Origin of the sequence: Pseudomonas sp. N40(2020) (assembly GCF_014472415.1) — a bacterium.
Taxonomy (GTDB): Bacteria; Pseudomonadota; Gammaproteobacteria; order Pseudomonadales; family Pseudomonadaceae; genus Aquipseudomonas.
Map to the genome: position 1 here is coordinate 202,573 of NZ_JACSZV010000001.1, position 17,764 is coordinate 220,336.

Genomic DNA, 17,764 nt, shown 5'->3' on the forward strand with positions numbered 1-17,764 from the left:
TGGCTCACAAGTACGCGGCATTGGCCGCATCGAGGCGGCCTTGGGCGCGCAGGATCAATTCGCAGAATTCGCGGGCTGCACCTTCGCCGCCACGTGTCCGGGTCACGCCGTGGGCATGTTCGCGGACGAAGTCGGCAGCGTTGGCTACGGCCATGCCGAGTCCCACGCGACGCATCACCGGCAGGTCAGGCAGGTCGTCACCGAGGTAGGCGACCTGTTCATAGCTTAGGCCCAGTTGTTCAAGTAGACCGTCCAGAACCACCAATTTGTCTTCTCGCCCCTGAAACAGGTGCGGGATGCCGAGGTTTTTCGCTCGGCGCTCGACTACGGGGGTCTTGCGGCCACTGATGATGGCGGTCTGCACACCCGCGTTCATGAGCATTTTGATGCCCTGGCCGTCGAGGGTGTTGAAAGTCTTGAATTCGCTGCCGTCTTCAAGGAAGTACAGGCGACCGTCAGTGAGGACGCCGTCGACGTCGAAAACCGCCAGTTTGATCGCTTTGCCGCGTTGTAACAGATCGGTGCTCATTTACATCACTCCTGCGCGCAACAGATCGGAGAGGTTGAAAGCGCCGACCGGGCGATCTTCCTCATCGACAACGACCAGTGCGTTGATTCGGTGGTCTTCCATGATTTTCAGGGCTTCGGCGGCGAGCATTTCGGGCCGTGCGGTTTTGCCGTGGGCCGTCATCACCTGATCGATGGTGGCGCTGCGGATGTCGATGCTGCGATCCAGTGTGCGGCGCAAATCGCCGTCGGTAAAAATCCCGGCGAGCTTGCCGTCGGCTTCAAGGATGACAGTCATGCCCAGACCCTTGCGGGTCATTTCCATCAGCGCATCCTTGAGCAGTGTGCCGCGCTGCACCTGCGGCAATTCCTGCCCGGCGTGCATGACGTTTTCCACTTTCAGCAACAAGCGACGGCCCAGGGCGCCACCCGGGTGGGAAAAGGCGAAGTCTTCAGCGGTAAAACCGCGAGCTTCCAGCAACGCTACGGCCAGGGCATCGCCCATGACCAGCGCGGCGGTGGTCGAAGAGGTGGGGGCCAGGTTCAGCGGGCAGGCTTCGTGCTCGACGTGAACATTGAGGTTCACTTCGGCGGCTTTCGCCAGCGGCGAGGCCGGGTTGCCGGTCACGCTGATCAACTGGATGCCCAGGCGTTTGATCAAGGGCAGCAGGGTGACGATTTCGTTGGTCGAGCCGGAGTTCGACAGGGCCAGGATCACGTCATCACGGGTAATCATGCCCATGTCGCCATGGCTGGCTTCAGCCGGGTGTACAAAGAATGCCGGGGTGCCGGTGCTCGCCAGAGTTGCGGCAATCTTGTTGCCGACGTGCCCGGATTTGCCCATGCCGACCACCACCACACGGCCTTTGCTGGCCAGAATCATCTCGCAAGCGCGTACGAAATCGGCGTCGATATGGGGCAACAAGCCTTGAACGGCTTCCACTTCGAGGCGGATGGTGCGTTGTGCCGATTGAATCAGGTCGCTGGATTGGCTCATGTCAGAAATCGTATAGCCCGATGAAAAGGCGGCGATTATAGCGGTTATGTTGCAAAGCCTCACGCAAGTTCGTCGTGCTTTGTCATTCCTCGTTACCAAAACCCGGGAAAAGAGCCGCCAGCCCTGCCATAACGCCGAACACAGGCTGGCACAAGCCTTGGGCGCATGGCCTTTGCAGTGATATAGTTCGCCGCCAGTTCGGCCTGCCCGGGATGTACGTGCTTTTTAAATAAAGCCAGGCGTCCGAGTGAGAGGCTGCATCGCAAGGAGTTTAGATGAGTGCCGATAACGCCTACGCGGTCGAGCTGAAGGGAGTCTCCTTCAAGCGCGGTGCGCGCAGCATTTTCAATAACGTCGATATTCGCATACCGCGCGGCAAGGTCACCGGCATCATGGGACCTTCCGGGTGTGGCAAGACCACGCTGCTGCGTTTGATGGGCGCACAGTTGCGTCCTGCCAGCGGCGAAGTCTGGGTCAACGGTCAGAACCTGCCGGCGCTGTCGCGCAGTGATCTGTTCGATGCACGCAAGCACATGGGTGTGCTGTTTCAGAGCGGCGCTCTGTTCACCGATCTCGATGTCTTCGAGAACGTAGCTTTCCCCCTGCGCGTTCATACCGAGTTGCCGGAAGAAATGATCCGCGACATCGTCCTGCTCAAATTGCAGGCGGTGGGGCTGCGCGGTGCAATCGACTTGATGCCCGATGAGCTGTCCGGTGGCATGAAGCGGCGCGTAGCGCTGGCGCGGGCCATTGCGCTTGATCCGCAGATTCTCATGTACGACGAACCGTTCGTTGGACAGGACCCGATCGCCATGGGCGTGCTGGTACGCCTGATTCGTCTGCTCAACGATGCGTTGGGAATCACCAGTATCGTGGTTTCGCACGATCTGGCCGAAACCGCGAGCATCGCCGACTACATCTATGTAGTGGGTGATGGTCAGGTACTGGGGCAGGGCACGCCCGATGAGCTGATGAACTCGGACGAACCGCGTATCCGCCAGTTCATGACCGGCAATCCCGATGGCCCGGTGCCGTACCATTTTCCAGCGACGGATTACCGCGCAGATCTTCTGGGGAAGCGCTGATGCGCAGAATTTCATTAATAGAACGCGTGCGTCGTTTCGGCGAAGCGGCGATCGATGCCATTGCGGTGTTTGGTCGTGCAACGCTGTTCCTGTTTCACGCCTTGATAGGGCGTGGCGGTATCAGCGGCGGTTTCGGCTTGCTGGTCAAGCAGTTGCATTCGGTCGGCGTCATGTCGCTGGTGATCATTGTGGTCTCCGGGATTTTCATCGGCATGGTGCTGGCACTTCAGGGTTTCAGCATTCTGTCGAGCTACGGTTCGGAGCAGGCGGTGGGGCAGATGGTTGCGCTGACGCTACTGCGAGAGCTCGGCCCTGTGGTGACTGCGCTGCTGTTCGCCGGACGTGCCGGTTCGGCGCTGACCGCGGAAATCGGCAACATGAAGTCCACCGAGCAGCTTTCCAGTCTGGAAATGATCGGTGTCGACCCGCTCAAATATATTATTGCCCCGCGTCTGTGGGCCGGATTCATTTCCCTGCCGGTGCTGGCGATGATTTTCAGCGTGGTGGGTATCTGGGGCGGTTCGTGGGTGGCTGTCGACTGGCTTGGCGTGTATGAAGGGTCTTATTGGGCAAACATGCAGAACAGCGTGAACTTCACCAATGACGTGCTCAACGGCGTCATCAAAAGTGTCGTTTTCGCCTTCGTCGTGACCTGGATCGCCGTATTCCAAGGCTATGACTGTGAGCCCACTTCCGAAGGGATCAGTCGTGCCACCACCAAGACCGTAGTATTTGCCTCGCTGGCAGTATTGGGCCTGGACTTTATTCTGACCGCTTTGATGTTTGGAGATTTCTGATGCAAAACCGCACCCTGGAAATCGGTGTCGGCCTGTTCCTGCTGGCAGGGATCCTGGCTTTGCTGCTGCTTGCTTTGCGGGTCAGTGGCCTGTCTCCGACTTCGACCACCGAAACTTATAAACTTTATGCCTACTTCGACAATATCGCTGGTCTGACGGTCAGAGCCAAAGTGACCATGGCCGGTGTAACCATCGGCAAGGTCACCGCAATCGATCTGGATCGCGACAGCTTCACCGGTCGGGTGACCCTGCAAGTGGATAAAAAGGTCGACAACCTGCCGACCGACTCCACAGCGTCTATCCTGACCGCTGGTCTGCTGGGCGAGAAATACATCGGTATCAGCGTAGGCGGGGAAGATACCCCTCTGAAGGATGGTGGAACCATTCACGACACGCAGTCGTCACTGGTACTGGAAGACCTGATCGGTAAATTCCTGCTCAATACCGTTAGCAAAGACGCCAAATGAGGAGCTTTTGAATGATCTCTACCTTGCGACGTGGCCTGTTGGTGTTGCTCGCGACATTGCCTCTGATGGGTACCGCTGTGGCGGCACAGTCAGCGCACGATCTGATTCAGGACACCACCACCCGGATGCTCGCTGATCTGTCGGCCAATAAAGAGAAATACAAGCAGGATCCGAACGACTTTTATGCTGCACTGAACACTATCGTTGGTCCGGTGGTAGATGCCGAAGGCATCTCCAAAAGCATCATGACGGTCAAATATTCGCGCAAGGCAACGCCTGCGCAGATGCAGACCTTCCAGGAAAACTTCAAGAAAGGCCTGTTCCAGTTCTACGGCAACGCCTTGCTTGAATACAACAACCAGGGCATCACCGTTGATCCTGCCAAGGACGAATCGGGTGATCGCACCAGCGTCGGCATGACCGTAAAGGGCACCAATGGCGCGGTATACCCTGTGCAGTACACCCTGGAGAAGATCAACGGCGAGTGGAAACTGCGCAACGTGATCATCAACGGCATCAACATCGGCAAGTTGTTCCGGGACCAGTTCGCCGACGCGATGCAGCGTAACGGCAATGATCTGGACAAGACCATCAACAATTGGGCAGGTGAAGTGGCCAAGGCCAAGCAAACCACCGAGAAGCCTGCGCAATGAATGAGGCGGCAGTTCGTATGAGTGATGTCGACGAGCTATTGCTCAGCGGAGTGCTGGACTACCGCACTGGCCCGGACTTGCGCAAGGAAGGTCAGGCGCTGATCAAGTCGAGCAAGGCTTCTGCGTTGGTCATCGATTGTTCGGCCGTGAAGAAGTCCAGCAGCGTCGGCTTGTCGTTGCTGCTGTGCTTCATGCGCGATGCTCAGGCGGCCGGTAAGGCTGTCAGCATCCGCGCGATGCCCGAAGACATGCGCGAAATTGCTCAGGTCAGTGAGCTGACCGAACTGTTGGCGCAATCCTGAACCCGCATCAATAAAGAAGCCCCCCGTCAGAGTCCTGCCTTGCGGGGTTCGCAGGCGCGGGGCTTTTTTGTATGATGTCCGACCCGTGCGCACAGGGCGCCGATTGAGGTTGAGCATGCAGGCCGTAGAAGTGAAGAGCTTCCTTGAAGGAAAGCTGCCCGGAACGTTGGTAGAAGTTGAGGGCGAAGGCTGCAATTTCCAGCTGAACGTGATTAGCGATGAACTGGCGGCGTTGAGCCCGGTGAAGCGTCAGCAGCAGATCTATGCCCATTTGAACCCATGGATCACCGATGGCAGCATCCATGCGGTCACTATGAAATTTTTCAGCAGCGCGGCCTGGGCCGAGCGCACCTGAGCCTAAGGGCGTCGAGATTCTTATGGATAAATTGATTATTACTGGTGGCGCTCGTCTTGATGGCGAGATCCGCATTTCCGGGGCAAAGAACTCTGCCCTGCCGATTCTGGCTGCCACTCTGCTGTGCGATGGCCCGGTGACGGTTGGCAACCTGCCGCACTTGCACGACATCACCACCATGATCGAGCTGTTCGGTCGCATGGGCATTGAGCCTGTGATCGACGAGAAACTCAGCGTCGAAATCGACCCGCGCACCATCAAGACCCTGATCGCTCCGTACGAACTGGTGAAAACCATGCGTGCCTCGATCCTGGTACTGGGCCCTATGGTTGCCCGTTTCGGTTCAGCCGAAGTCGCGCTGCCTGGCGGTTGCGCCATCGGTTCGCGTCCGGTCGACCTGCATATCCGTGGTCTCGAAGCCATGGGCGCGGTGATCGATGTCGAAGGCGGCTACATCAAGGCCAAGGCGCCTGAAGGCGGCCTGCGCGGCGCGCACTTCTTCTTCGATACCGTCAGCGTGACCGGTACTGAAAACATCATGATGGCTGCTGCTCTGGCCAAGGGCCGCAGCGTGCTTCAGAACGCAGCGCGCGAGCCTGAAGTGGTTGACCTGGCGAACTTCCTCAACGCCATGGGCGCGAAGGTTTCCGGTGCTGGCACCGACACCATCACCATCGATGGCGTCGAGCGTCTGGGTTCGTGTTTCTACAAAGTGATGCCTGACCGTATCGAAACCGGCACCTACCTGGTGGCCGCTGCGGTCACCGGTGGTCGCGTCAAGGTCAAGGACACCGATCCGACCATCCTCGAAGCGGTTCTGGAAAAACTTCGCGAGTCCGGCGCAGAAATCACCTGTGGTGAAGACTGGATCGAGCTGAACATGCACGGCAAGCGCCCGAAAGCGGTCAACGTGCGCACTGCGCCGTACCCGGCGTTCCCGACCGACATGCAGGCGCAGTTCATCTCGCTCAATGCCATTGCCGAAGGCACTGGTGCCGTGATCGAGACGATCTTCGAAAACCGCTTCATGCACGTTTACGAACTGCATCGCATGGGCGCCAAGATCCAGGTCGAAGGCAACACTGCCATCGTCACCGGTACTGAAGTCCTCAAAGGCGCGCCAGTGATGGCAACCGACCTGCGTGCTTCGGCCAGCTTGGTGATCTCCGCTCTGGTCGCCGAAGGCGATACCCTGATCGACCGCATCTACCACATCGACCGTGGTTACGAGTGCATCGAAGAAAAACTGCAGATGCTGGGCGCCAAGATCCGTCGCGTTCCGGGCTAACAGCTGCATGAGGACACAGGGACGTGTCCACTGAATTCGTTTCGAATCGAGCCGTTATCCGGCTCGATGTGTGTCCGGCGTCGATTGCGACCGGACATGAGTACCTTGATAAGGACTGACGTTTCCCATGTTGACCATCGCACTGTCCAAGGGCCGCATCCTTGACGACACCCTGCCGCTTCTCGCTGAAGCGGGCATCGTGCCGACCGAGAATCCGGACAAGAGCCGCAAGCTGATCATCCCCACGACCCAGGACGACGTGCGTCTGCTGATCGTGCGTGCCACCGACGTGCCGACGTATGTCGAGCATGGCGCGGCCGACCTCGGCGTTGCCGGCAAAGACGTGCTGATGGAATACAGCGGTCAGGGCTTGTACGAGCCACTGGACCTGCAGATCGCCCAATGCAAACTGATGACCGCCGGCAAGATCGGCGCGGCCGAGCCCAAGGGCCGTCTGCGTGTGGCGACCAAGTTCGTCAACGTCGCCAAGCGTTATTACGCCGAACAGGGCCGTCAGGTCGACATCATCAAGCTCTACGGCTCGATGGAGCTGGCACCGCTGATCGGTCTGGCCGACAAGATCATCGACGTGGTCGACACCGGCAACACCCTGCGCGCCAACGGTCTGGAACCCCAGGAGTTGATCGCCACGATCAGCTCGCGTCTGGTGGTCAACAAGGCTTCGATGAAAATGCAACACGCCCGTATCCAGGCGTTGATCGATACCCTGCGCAACGCTGTGGAATCGCGACACCGCGGCTGATCTACCTGCGCGACCTTGAGTCGCGCCCGTCTATCCGCCTCATAGCCAGAATCTCAGGTGCCCAAGCGGAAACGACTGCTAAGTTAGGGCGCCTGAGTTTTTGCCATTCCTATGAGGCTCTCGCTATGACCGCACCGACTGCAATTCGCCGACTCAACGCTGCTGACCCGGATTTCGCGCATCATCTGGATCATCTGCTGAGCTGGGAAAGTGTGTCTGACGACTCGGTCAATCAGCGCGTGCTGGACATCATCAAGGCTGTGCGCGAGCGCGGTGACGCGGCGCTGGTCGAGTTCACCCAGAAGTTCGACGGCCTCGAAGTTGCCTCGATGGCCGACCTGATCCTGCCGCGCGAGCGTCTGGAACTGGCCCTGACCCGCATCACCGTGCCTCAGCGCGAAGCACTGGAAAAAGCCGCGGCCCGTGTGCGCAGCTACCACGAAAAACAGAAGCAGGATTCCTGGAGCTACACCGAAGCCGACGGCACGGTGCTGGGCCAGAAGGTTACGCCGCTGGATCGCGCAGGCCTGTACGTGCCGGGCGGCAAGGCGTCGTATCCGTCGTCGGTGTTGATGAACGCCATTCCGGCCAAGGTTGCCGGTGTGACCGAAGTGGTCATGGTCGTGCCGACTCCGCGCGGTGAAATCAACGAACTGGTGCTGGCCGCTGCGTGCATCGCAGGCGTCGATCGTGTGTTCACCATCGGTGGCGCACAAGCCGTTGCCGCGCTGGCCTATGGCACCGAAAGCGTGCCGAAAGTGGATAAAGTGGTCGGCCCGGGCAACATCTATGTGGCCACCGCCAAGCGCCACGTGTTTGGTCAGGTCGGCATCGACATGATCGCCGGCCCTTCGGAAATCCTTGTGGTGTGCGACGGCCAGACCGATCCGGACTGGATCGCCATGGACCTGTTCTCCCAAGCCGAGCACGATGAAGACGCTCAAGCGATTCTGGTCAGCCCCGACGCCGAGTTCCTCGACAAGGTCGCCGCGAGCATCGACAAACTGCTGCCGACCATGGATCGCGCAACCATCATCGAAACCTCGATCAATGGCCGCGGCGCGCTGATTCAAGTGCGTGACATGGCACAGGCCATCGAAGTCGCCAACCGCATCGCCCCGGAACACCTGGAGCTCTCGGTCGCTGACCCGCAAGCCTGGCTGCCGCAGATCCGCCACGCCGGCGCGATCTTCATGGGCCGTCACACCTCCGAAGCCTTGGGCGACTACTGCGCAGGCCCGAACCACGTATTGCCGACCTCCGGCACGGCGCGTTTCTCCTCGCCACTGGGTGTTTATGACTTCCAGAAACGCTCGTCGATCATCTTCTGTTCCGAGGCCGGTGCTTCCGAACTGGGCAAGACCGCTTCGGTACTCGCCCGTGGCGAATCCCTGAGCGCCCACGCGCGCAGCGCCGAATACCGCATCATTGACGACAAGCAGGGGAACTGAACATGAGTAAATTCTGGAGCCCGTTCGTCAAGGATCTGGTGCCTTATGTGCCGGGCGAACAGCCGAAGCTGACCAAACTGGTCAAGCTCAACACCAATGAAAACCCCTACGGCCCGTCGCCAAAAGCCCTGGCGGCGATGCAGACCGAACTCAACGATAATCTGCGCCTGTACCCTGATCCGAACAGCGATCTGCTGAAAAACGCCGTCGCTCAGTACTACGGCGTGCAGAGCAATCAGGTGTTCCTCGGCAACGGTTCGGACGAAGTGCTCGCCCACATTTTCCACGGCCTGCTGCAACACGATCAGCCGATTCTCTTCCCGGACATCAGTTACAGCTTCTATCCGGTGTATTGCGGGTTGTATGGCATCAAGTTCGACGCAGTGCCGCTGGACGCACAGTTCCAGATCAACCCGGCGGACTACGCCAAGCCGAACGGCGGGATCATTTTCCCCAACCCGAACGCACCGACCGGTTGCCTGCTGGCACTGGAAGCGGTCGAGCAGATTCTCAAGGCCAGCCCTGATTCGGTGGTGGTAGTGGATGAGGCTTATATCGACTTTGGCGGCGAGACAGCAATCAGTCTGGTGGACCGTTACCCGAACCTGCTGGTGACCCAGACTCTGTCCAAGTCGCGCTCGTTGGCCGGCCTGCGCGTTGGCCTGGCAGTGGGGCATCCGGACCTGATCGAGGCGCTGGAGCGGATCAAGAACAGCTTCAACTCTTATCCTTTGGATCGTCTGGCGAATGTCGGAGCGGCGGCGGCATTCGAAGACCGCGAGTATTTCGACAAGACCTGTCGTCTAGTGATCGAGAGCCGTGAGTGGGTGATCGCGCAGTTGCAGGCCAAGGGCTTTGAAGTGCTGCCGTCGGCGGCGAACTTCATCTTTGCCCGGCATCCGCAGCATGATGCGGCAGGTCTGGCGGCGAAACTGCGGGAGCAGGGCGTGATCGTCCGGCACTTCAAGCAGGAGCGGATTGCGCAGTTCCTGCGGATTTCGATTGGCACGCCGGAGCAGAATCAGGCGTTGATTGATGGGCTCGGCGAACTCTAAAACACCATTACCCCTGCAGGAGCGAGCAGGCTCGCTCCTACAGGGGACTTGTGTTGGTTATTCGTGATGTGGCTCACCCAAAAACGTTAGCGAACTGAACAGTCCACGACTGTTCACATCAACACTGTCCTTCACCGGCACCTCTACTTGCGCCGCAATCACATTCAACCCTTCATTACGCACCAACACCTGCGCACGCCCATCCTTGTCAGTCTCGGTGCTCAGCGTATTCGGCGCACTGCGATAGTCGCCAATCAACTTCACGCCCGCCGCCGGTTTGCCATCGAGCAATACCCGCACCGGCAATGATTTCCCCGGTCCTACCGTCAGCGGATCGACTTCCGGCAAAATCAGCAACTTGATCTGATCAAGCTTGGGCAACTTTGCCCCCGGCTGATAAATCGCCAGGCTGTACTTGAACGTCTCCGTCGCCTCGACAGCACCCGGGACTTTGCTGCGACCCTCGTTGATCCACTTCTTGTCAGCGGTTTGCGACCACATCCCGTTGTTTAGTGCCACGGCCATGACCGCCGGTGTTTTCAGCGGCTTCAGACGTGCATGATCGGGCAGGCGTTCGACGCTGACCGGGATCATTTTGCCGCCCGCGTCATAGGCCCAGGCGCCGCTGATTTTCTGCGCCTTGAAGGCATTGTCTTCGGCGCCGTGGCCGTAGATCACTTCGATATTGCCGCGACGTTGTTCTGTCCACAGGCCATGGGCCGAAGCCTGGGTGGCGAACAGTGCGGCGATGATCAGGAGGGTTTTGCGGCATTGCATGATGACGTCCTTTTACAGGTTGAGTGTCAGGCTGACGGTGAAGTTGCGCGGCTCGCCGGGGTTGACCCAGTAGTTGCTGTAGGAGCGCTCGTAGTATTTTTCGTCGAAGACGTTGTTCAGGTTCAGGCCGACCGTGACGTTGTCGCTGGCCTTGTAATGGGCCAGCAGATCGACGGTGTGATAGGCCGGCATTTCAAAGTCGCCGCCGGCTTCACCGGAGCGATCGCCGACATAAGTAAACGCCGCGCCGACGTCCGAGCCGCGCAAATGGCCGTCCTGAAATTCATAAACCCCCAGCAGGCTGCCGCTGCGTTTGGCCACGCCAAGAATGCGGCTGCCGGTGGGAATCGCTGCATCGCCTTTGGTCACTTCGGCGTCGATGTAAGCGAAGGCACCAATCACCCGCACGGCATCGGTCACTTGCCCGGTCACTTGCCAGTCGAAACCGCGACTGCGCGCCTTGCCCATCGCGCGGCTGGTGTCGGTGCCCGGGTCGAGGGCGAGGACGTTTTCCTTGTCGATGTGGAAGAAGGCGAGGGTGCTGCTCAGGCGTTCGTCGAACAATTCGTTCTTGATGCCGATTTCGTAACCGACGCCTTCTTCGGGATCGAAGGATTTGCCGGAGGCATCGAGGCCGTTGTTGGGTTTGAACGAGGTCGAAGCGTTGGCGAACAGGCCGGTATTCGGCGTCAGTTGATAGAGCAGGCCGGCGCGTTGGGTGAGGGCGTCGTGGGTCTGGCGGCTTTTGGCGTTGCGGCTGTGATCGTCGATGCGTTGATCAAAGTGCTCGAAGCGCGCGCCGACCATTCCACGCAGTTTGTCGGTGAAGACGATTTGATCCTGCAGGTTCAGCGCATGGCTTTCGACGTGTTCGAAGAAATCGGTACCCGAGCGTGCGCCGTTGGGTTTCGGCTGGCCGTAGACCGGTTTGTAAATGTCGATGGCGTAAGGACCGCCAGCGATGGTGGTGACGCGCTCGTTCTTGCGGTAGTTCTCGTACTCGCTGCCGATCAGCAGTTCGTGCTGCCAGGGGCCGAGGTCGAAGAGTCCGCGCAATTCCAGTTGGGTGATGCTGTCGTGCCAGTGGGTGTCACGCTCGCGATAGCGTCGGTTCACCGTATGACCGTCAGCGTTCAGAGCACGACTTTCAGAAGCGTTGCCCCAGAGTTTGCCTTCCTTGTAATGGCTGGCCAGGCGCAGTTTCCAGTTGTCGTTGAGGTGATGTTCGAGCGTGGCCTGAAGCAGGTTGTTGTGGTTGTCGATGTTGCCGTCGTTCGGTTCGCCGAGGAAGGTCGAGCGCGAAACGCCGCTCCATTTGTTGTTTGGCGCGACGATGCCGCGGTCGAACGTGGAGCTGTGGCGGACGATTTCGCTTTCCACCAACAGCGATGTGTCGGGATTGAGTTGCCAACTGATCGAGGGCGCGACGAATACACGCTGGCTGTCGACGTGATCGCGAAAGCTGTGGTTGTCCTCGACGGCCAGGTTGATCCGCGAGAGCACATCACCCTGTTCATCGAGTGGCGTGTTGACGTCCAGCGCGGTGCGGTAGCGATCCCAACTGCCGGCGCTGGTTTGCAGGGTGGTAAAGGCTTCGGGTTGCGGTTTTTTGGTGACGATGTTCACTGTGCCGCCCGGATCCCCTCGGCCATAGAGGCTGGCGGCAGGGCCTTTGAGCACTTCGATGCGCTCGATGTTGGCGGCGTCGGGTGTGGCCGGGTAGCCGCGATTGGCGCTGAAACCGTCCTTGTAGAACTCCGATGTGGTGAAACCGCGCACGCTGTATTCGTAGAGGGTCAGGCCGCCGAAGTTGTTTTGCTTGGACACGCCGCCGGCAAAATCCAGCGCGCGTTCGACGCTGCTGCTGCCCAGATCCTTGAGCACGCTGGCGGGCACCACGCTGATTGCCTGCGGGATGTCGCGGATCGCGGTGTCGGTTTTGGTCGCGCTGGACGAGCGCGTGGCGCGGTAGCCTGTGACTGGCCCGGTAGGGGATTGGTAGTCGGAGGTGACGCTGATGGCGTCGAGTTCGAGTGGCTGCGATTCTTCGGCGAAGACTGGATCGCACAGCAAACCCAGAGGTAAACCGAGGGTCAGGCCCAGCAGCGAGGCCTTTGTTCGAGACGACATGTTATGTTGTTCCAATTGTTTAATTGAAACAATATAACATGCCTGTTGAGAATGTCTGTTATTCGCGCCGTCGGCGCGAACAAAGTCTTACTCTTCTTTTTCCTTTACCGGTGCCGGTGGTGGTCGCAGGCCGATTTCAGCGGTCAGCTTGATTTCTTTGCCATTGCGCATGACCTGAATCGTCACTTTGTCGGTCGGTTTGATCCGCGCCACCTGGTTCATCGAGCGACGGCCATCACCCGCCGGTTCGCCATCGATGCTGAGAATCACGTCACCCAGTTGCAGGCCGGCCTTCTGCGCCGGGCCATCGCGGAAAATCCCCGCCACCACGATTCCCGGGCGCCCGGACAAACCAAACGACTCGGCCAGTTCCTGGGTCAGCGGCTGTACTTCAATCCCCAGCCAGCCACGAATCACCTGGCCGTGCTCGATGATCGATTTCATCACTTCCATCGCCAGTTTCACCGGGATGGCAAAGCCGATGCCTTGCGAACCACCGGATTTGGAGAAGATCGCGGTGTTGATGCCGGTGAGGTTGCCATTGGCATCGACCAGCGCACCGCCGGAGTTACCCGGGTTGATCGCCGCGTCGGTCTGGATGAAGTCTTCGTAGTTGTTCAGGCCCAACTGATTGCGCCCGGTGGCGCTGATGATGCCCATGGTCACGGTCTGGCCGACGCCGAACGGGTTGCCAATGGCCAGTGCGACGTCGCCGATACGGATGTTGTCCGAGCGGCCTACAGTGATCGCCGGCAGATTTTTCAAGTCGATCTTCAGGACAGCGAGGTCGGTTTCCGGGTCGCTGCCAATCACCCTGGCCAGGGTTTCACGGCCATCCTTGAGCGCCACAACGATTTGATCGGCGCCGCTGGTCACGTGGTTGTTGGTCAGGATGTAGCCTTCCGGGCTCATGATCACGCCCGAGCCGAGGCTCGATTCCATGCGTTTCTGCTTGGGCGAGTTGTCACCGAAGAAGCGGCGGAACTGCGGGTCTTCAAACAGCGGATGCGCCGGTTTGTTGATGACCTTGGTCGTATAGAGGTTGACCACGGACGGCGCGGCGATGGTTACCGCATCGGCATAGGACACCGGCCCCTGCTGCACGCTGGTGGTTTGCGGGGCCTGCTGCAGGTTGACGTCGAGGCTCGGAAGCCCGACCCACTGCGGGTAACGCTGAATAATCAACAGTGCGATAAGCACACCGGCCAACAGCGGCCAGCCAAAAAAACGCAGCGCCTTGAGCATTAAGCACGTCCTGGAAAAGTTGCAGGCGGGGTCAGACCGCCCATAATGTCGCGCATTATACGAGGCCGCGCGTGCCTCTGAACGGGATATTTAGGAGTCTTTCATGGCCGTTGCCCTCAGCACCCTCGTCGAAGAAGCTGACCGTTACCTTGGCAGTGCGAAAATTGCCGATTACTGCCCCAACGGCTTGCAGGTCGAAGGCCGTCCGCAAGTGATGCGCATCGTCAGCGGCGTCACCGCCAGCCAGGCTCTGCTCGATGCTGCCGTTGAAGCAGAGGCCGATCTGGTGCTGGTGCACCACGGCTACTTCTGGAAGGGCGAGAACCCGTGCATTACCGGTATGAAGCAGCGTCGCTTGAAGACTCTGCTCAAGCACGACATCAGCCTGCTCGCTTATCACCTGCCACTGGATCTGCACCCGGACGTTGGCAATAACGTGCAACTGGCGCGTCAACTCGACATCACGGTCGAAGGCCCGCTGGATCCGGACAATCTGAAAATCGTCGGTCTGGTCGGTTCGCTGAGCGAACCCATGACCCCGCGTGATTTCGCCCGCAAGGTGCAGGAAGTCATGGGCCGCGAACCGCTGCTGATTGAAGGCAGCGCAATGATCCGCCGGGTCGGCTGGTGCACCGGCGGCGGTCAGGGTTATATCGATCACGGTGTGGCGGCGGGGGTCGATCTGTTCATCAGCGGTGAAGCGTCCGAACAGACCTTCCACAGTGCCCGGGAAAACGACATCAGCTTCATCGCCGCCGGCCACCATGCCACCGAGCGCTATGGTGTGCAGGCGCTGGGCGATTATCTGGCGAAGCGTTTTGCTGTCGAACACATCTTCATCGACTGCCCGAATCCGATCTGACGAGCACTACTTCCCTTTGTAGGAGCAGCCTTCGGCAGCTCCTACAGGACAGTCATCGCCCAAACGAGTGGGCATATTCATATACCCTTTCGATCTAGTTGGCGTCCTGATTAGAAGAGGTCGCTGTGCTAGGATTCCCCGCTCGAACACGGCCCGCTGGCCGTTCATAAGAAAGCTTTCGTGAGTAGCCATGGTCGACAAACTGACGCATCTGAAACAGCTGGAGGCGGAAAGCATCCACATCATCCGCGAGGTGGCCGCCGAGTTCGACAACCCGGTGATGCTGTACTCCATCGGTAAAGACTCCGCCGTGATGCTGCACCTGGCACGCAAGGCGTTCTTCCCGGGCAAACTGCCGTTTCCGGTGATGCACGTCGACACCCGGTGGAAATTCCAGGAGATGTACAAGTTCCGCGACAAGATGGTCGAAGAGCTGGGCCTGGACCTGATCACCCACATCAATCCGGACGGCGTGGCGCAGAACATCAACCCGTTTACCCACGGCAGCGCCAAGCACACCGACATCATGAAAACCGAGGGCCTCAAGCAGGCACTCGACAAGCATGGTTTCGACGCAGCGTTCGGCGGTGCCCGTCGCGATGAAGAGAAATCCCGCGCCAAAGAGCGCGTGTACTCGTTCCGCGACAGCAAGCACCGCTGGGACCCGAAAAACCAGCGTCCCGAGCTGTGGAACGTCTACAACGGCAAGGTCAACAAGGGCGAATCCATTCGTGTGTTCCCGCTGTCGAACTGGACCGAACTGGACATCTGGCAGTACATCTACCTCGAAGGCATCCCGATTGTGCCGCTGTACTTCGCCGCCGAACGTGAAGTGATCGAGAAGAACGGCACGCTGATCATGATCGACGACGAGCGCATCCTCGAGCACCTGTCCGATGAAGACAAAGCGCGCATCGTCAAAAAGAAAGTGCGTTTCCGTACCCTTGGCTGCTACCCGTTGACGGGCGCGGTGGAGTCCGAGGCCGAAAGCCTGACGGACATCATTCAGGAAATGCTCCTGACGCGAACTTCCGAGCGCCAGGGCCGTGTCATCGACCACGATGGCGCAGGCTCGATGGAAGATAAAAAACGTCAAGGCTATTTCTAAGGGGTTGTCATGTCGCATCAATCTGATTTGATCAGCGAGGACATCCTCGCCTACCTGGGCCAGCACGAACGTAAAGAGCTGCTGCGCTTTTTGACCTGCGGTAACGTCGATGACGGCAAGAGCACTCTGATCGGGCGCCTGCTGCACGACTCCAAGATGATCTACGAAGATCATCTGGAAGCCATCACCCGCGATTCGAAGAAAGTCGGCACCACCGGCGAAGACATTGACCTCGCGTTGCTGGTCGACGGCCTGCAGGCCGAGCGTGAGCAGGGCATCACCATCGATGTCGCCTACCGCTACTTCTCCACCGCCAAGCGCAAATTCATCATCGCCGACACCCCTGGCCATGAGCAGTACACCCGCAACATGGCCACTGGTGCGTCCACCTGTGACCTGGCGATCATTCTGGTCGACGCCCGTTACGGCGTGCAGACCCAGACCCGTCGCCACAGCTTCATCGCCTCGTTGCTGGGCATCAAACATATCGTCGTCGCCATCAACAAGATGGACTTGAAAGACTTCGATGAAGGCGTGTTCGAGTCGATCAAGGCCGACTACCTGAAGTTCGCCGAAGGCTTGAAGTTGAAGCCGACCAGCATGCACTTTGTGCCGATGTCAGCTCTGAAGGGCGACAACGTGGTGAACAAGTCCGAGCGCTCGCCGTGGTACACCGGCCAGTCGCTGATGGAAATCCTCGAGACCGTGGAAGTGGCGGGCGACCGCAACTTCACCGATCTGCGTTTCCCGGTGCAGTACGTCAACCGTCCGAACCTGAACTTCCGCGGTTTCGCCGGCACTCTGGCCAGCGGCATCGTCAAGAAGGGCGACGAAGTCGTGGTGTTGCCGTCGGGCAAGAGCAGCCGCGTCAAATCCATCGTCACTTTCGAAGGTGAGCTGGAACATGCGGGTCCAGGTCAAGCGGTGACGCTGACCATGGAAGACGAAATCGACATCTCCCGTGGCGACCTGCTGGTGCATGCCGACAACGTGCCGCCGGTTACCGACAGCTTCGAAGCGATGCTGGTGTGGATGGCTGAAGAGCCGATGCTGCCGGGCAAGAAATACGACATCAAACGTGCGACCAGTTACGTGCCGGGCTCCATCGCCAGCATCGTCAACAAGGTCGACGTGAATACCCTCGAAGAGGGCCCGGCGAGCGCGTTGCAGCTCAACGAAATCGGCAAGGTGAAGATCGCGCTCGACGCGCCGATCGCCCTAGACGGTTACGAGAGCAACCGCACCACCGGCGCATTCATCATCATCGACCGTTTGACCAACGGCACCGTCGGCGCTGGCATGATCGTCGCTCAGCCACTGGCTCACGGCACGGCTTCGCACCACGGCAAACTGGCGCATGTTGCTACTGAAGAGCGCGCTCAGCGTTTCGGCCAGCAACCGGCCACCGTGCTGTTCAGCGGTTTGTCGGGCGCGGGCAAGAGCACGCTGGCCTATGCGGTCGAGCGCAAGCTGTTCGACATGGGCCGCGCAGTGTTTGTGCTGGATGGTCAGAACCTGCGTCACGACCTGAATAAAGGTCTGCCACAGGATCGCGCCGGCCGTACCGAGAACTGGCGTCGTGCAGCTCATGTGGCGCGTCAGTTCAACGAGGCGGGCCTGCTGACGCTGGCTGCATTCGTTGCACCAAGTGCTGAAGGTCGCGAGCAGGCCAAGGAGCTGATTGGCAAGGAGCGTTTGCTGACGGTTTATGTGCAGGCTTCGCCGACCGTCTGTGCCGAGCGTGATCCGCAAGGGTTGTATGCGGCGGGTGGCGACAACATTCCGGGCGAATCCTTCCCGTATGACGTGCCGCTGAATGCTGATCTGGTGATTGATACCCAGTCGCTGACGCTGGAAGAAAGCGTCAAGCAAGTGCTGGATCTGCTGCGTAAGCGTGGCGCGATCTAGCACTGAAGCAGCGA

The 17,764-nt window shown here is 59.3% G+C and carries 18 protein-coding genes; 13 read left to right on the plus strand and 5 right to left on the minus strand.

Going from position 1 to position 17,764, the window contains the following annotated elements; translation table 11 throughout:
• Window positions 1–4: 4 nt before the first annotated feature.
• Together IAI51_RS01035 and IAI51_RS01040 are read right to left on the minus strand one after the other, a co-directional pair.
• A complete protein-coding gene (locus tag IAI51_RS01035; protein ID WP_187676784.1) occupies window positions 5–529 on the minus strand; it encodes a KdsC family phosphatase in 525 nt (174 codons plus the stop codon).
• The gene (locus IAI51_RS01040) at window positions 530–1,504 is read right to left on the minus strand and encodes a KpsF/GutQ family sugar-phosphate isomerase (RefSeq protein ID WP_047299779.1); all 975 of its coding nucleotides are present in this window, start codon (window positions 1,502–1,504) and stop codon (window positions 530–532) included.
• A 275-nt stretch (window positions 1,505–1,779) separates the two neighbouring features.
• Here IAI51_RS01040 and IAI51_RS01045 point away from each other — a divergent pair, with 275 nt between their 5' ends.
• The 10 genes from IAI51_RS01045 to hisC all read left to right on the plus strand — a co-directional run bounded on the left by IAI51_RS01045 (window position 1,780) and on the right by hisC (window position 9,720).
• A complete protein-coding gene (locus tag IAI51_RS01045) occupies window positions 1,780–2,589 on the plus strand; it encodes an ATP-binding cassette domain-containing protein (RefSeq protein ID WP_187676785.1) in 810 nt (269 codons plus the stop codon).
• Window positions 2,589–3,386 (plus strand): lipid asymmetry maintenance ABC transporter permease subunit MlaE, encoded by a 798-nt coding sequence (mlaE, locus tag IAI51_RS01050; protein ID WP_187676786.1) that lies wholly within the window; start codon window positions 2,589–2,591, stop codon window positions 3,384–3,386. The genes IAI51_RS01045 and mlaE overlap by 1 nt, the downstream gene beginning before the upstream one ends.
• Window positions 3,386–3,853 carry an outer membrane lipid asymmetry maintenance protein MlaD gene (mlaD, locus tag IAI51_RS01055; RefSeq protein ID WP_187676787.1) on the plus strand — a complete coding sequence of 156 codons (468 nt, stop codon included), beginning with the start codon at window positions 3,386–3,388 and terminating at the stop codon, window positions 3,851–3,853. Before mlaE ends, mlaD begins: the two co-directional genes overlap by 1 nt.
• An 11-nt stretch (window positions 3,854–3,864) precedes the next feature.
• The gene (locus IAI51_RS01060) at window positions 3,865–4,506 is read left to right on the plus strand and encodes a phospholipid-binding protein MlaC (protein ID WP_187676788.1); all 642 of its coding nucleotides are present in this window, start codon (window positions 3,865–3,867) and stop codon (window positions 4,504–4,506) included.
• Window positions 4,503–4,808 (plus strand): lipid asymmetry maintenance protein MlaB, encoded by a 306-nt coding sequence (locus IAI51_RS01065; RefSeq protein WP_187676789.1) that lies wholly within the window; start codon window positions 4,503–4,505, stop codon window positions 4,806–4,808. Before IAI51_RS01060 ends, IAI51_RS01065 begins: the two co-directional genes overlap by 4 nt.
• A 115-nt stretch (window positions 4,809–4,923) precedes the next feature.
• Complete coding sequence (locus IAI51_RS01070) at window positions 4,924–5,163, plus strand: BolA family protein (protein WP_007912386.1); 240 nt, start codon at window positions 4,924–4,926, stop codon at window positions 5,161–5,163.
• Window positions 5,164–5,185: 22 nt separating this feature from the next.
• A complete protein-coding gene (murA, locus tag IAI51_RS01075; RefSeq protein ID WP_187676790.1) occupies window positions 5,186–6,451 on the plus strand; it encodes a UDP-N-acetylglucosamine 1-carboxyvinyltransferase in 1,266 nt (421 codons plus the stop codon).
• 127 nt (window positions 6,452–6,578) lie between these two features.
• Window positions 6,579–7,214: an ATP phosphoribosyltransferase gene (gene hisG, locus IAI51_RS01080; RefSeq protein WP_016771668.1), complete on the plus strand. Its 636-nt coding sequence runs from the start codon at window positions 6,579–6,581 to the stop codon at window positions 7,212–7,214.
• 125 nt (window positions 7,215–7,339) lie between these two features.
• The gene (hisD, locus tag IAI51_RS01085; protein WP_187676791.1) at window positions 7,340–8,665 is read left to right on the plus strand and encodes a histidinol dehydrogenase; all 1,326 of its coding nucleotides are present in this window, start codon (window positions 7,340–7,342) and stop codon (window positions 8,663–8,665) included.
• Between the two features lie 2 nt (window positions 8,666–8,667).
• On the plus strand, window positions 8,668–9,720 hold the full coding sequence (hisC, locus tag IAI51_RS01090; protein ID WP_187676792.1) for a histidinol-phosphate transaminase: 1,053 nt from the start codon (window positions 8,668–8,670) through the stop codon (window positions 9,718–9,720).
• Window positions 9,721–9,777: 57 nt separating this feature from the next.
• Here the strand turns inward: hisC and IAI51_RS01095 are convergent, their stop codons facing one another.
• The 3 genes from IAI51_RS01095 to algW all read right to left on the minus strand — a co-directional run bounded on the left by IAI51_RS01095 (window position 9,778) and on the right by algW (window position 13,872).
• Window positions 9,778–10,497: a DUF4198 domain-containing protein gene (locus IAI51_RS01095; protein WP_187676793.1), complete on the minus strand. Its 720-nt coding sequence runs from the start codon at window positions 10,495–10,497 to the stop codon at window positions 9,778–9,780.
• Between the two features lie 12 nt (window positions 10,498–10,509).
• A complete protein-coding gene (locus IAI51_RS01100; protein ID WP_187676794.1) occupies window positions 10,510–12,627 on the minus strand; it encodes a TonB-dependent siderophore receptor in 2,118 nt (705 codons plus the stop codon).
• Window positions 12,628–12,714: 87 nt separating this feature from the next.
• Window positions 12,715–13,872, minus strand: a complete 1,158-nt coding sequence (gene algW, locus IAI51_RS01105; protein WP_187676795.1) for a Do family serine endopeptidase AlgW — start codon at window positions 13,870–13,872, stop codon at window positions 12,715–12,717.
• 103 nt (window positions 13,873–13,975) lie between these two features.
• On the opposite strand from algW, the gene IAI51_RS01110 reads away from it, so the two are divergent.
• The 3 genes from IAI51_RS01110 to cysN all read left to right on the plus strand — a co-directional run bounded on the left by IAI51_RS01110 (window position 13,976) and on the right by cysN (window position 17,750).
• Window positions 13,976–14,734, plus strand: a complete 759-nt coding sequence (locus IAI51_RS01110) for a Nif3-like dinuclear metal center hexameric protein (RefSeq protein ID WP_187676796.1) — start codon at window positions 13,976–13,978, stop codon at window positions 14,732–14,734.
• 190 nt (window positions 14,735–14,924) lie between these two features.
• Entirely contained in the window at window positions 14,925–15,842 is a 918-nt protein-coding gene (gene cysD, locus IAI51_RS01115) for a sulfate adenylyltransferase subunit CysD (RefSeq protein WP_007912374.1), read from the plus strand.
• 9 nt (window positions 15,843–15,851) lie between these two features.
• Window positions 15,852–17,750: a sulfate adenylyltransferase subunit CysN gene (cysN, locus tag IAI51_RS01120; protein WP_187676797.1), complete on the plus strand. Its 1,899-nt coding sequence runs from the start codon at window positions 15,852–15,854 to the stop codon at window positions 17,748–17,750.
• The last annotated feature ends 14 nt before the right edge of the window (window positions 17,751–17,764 follow it).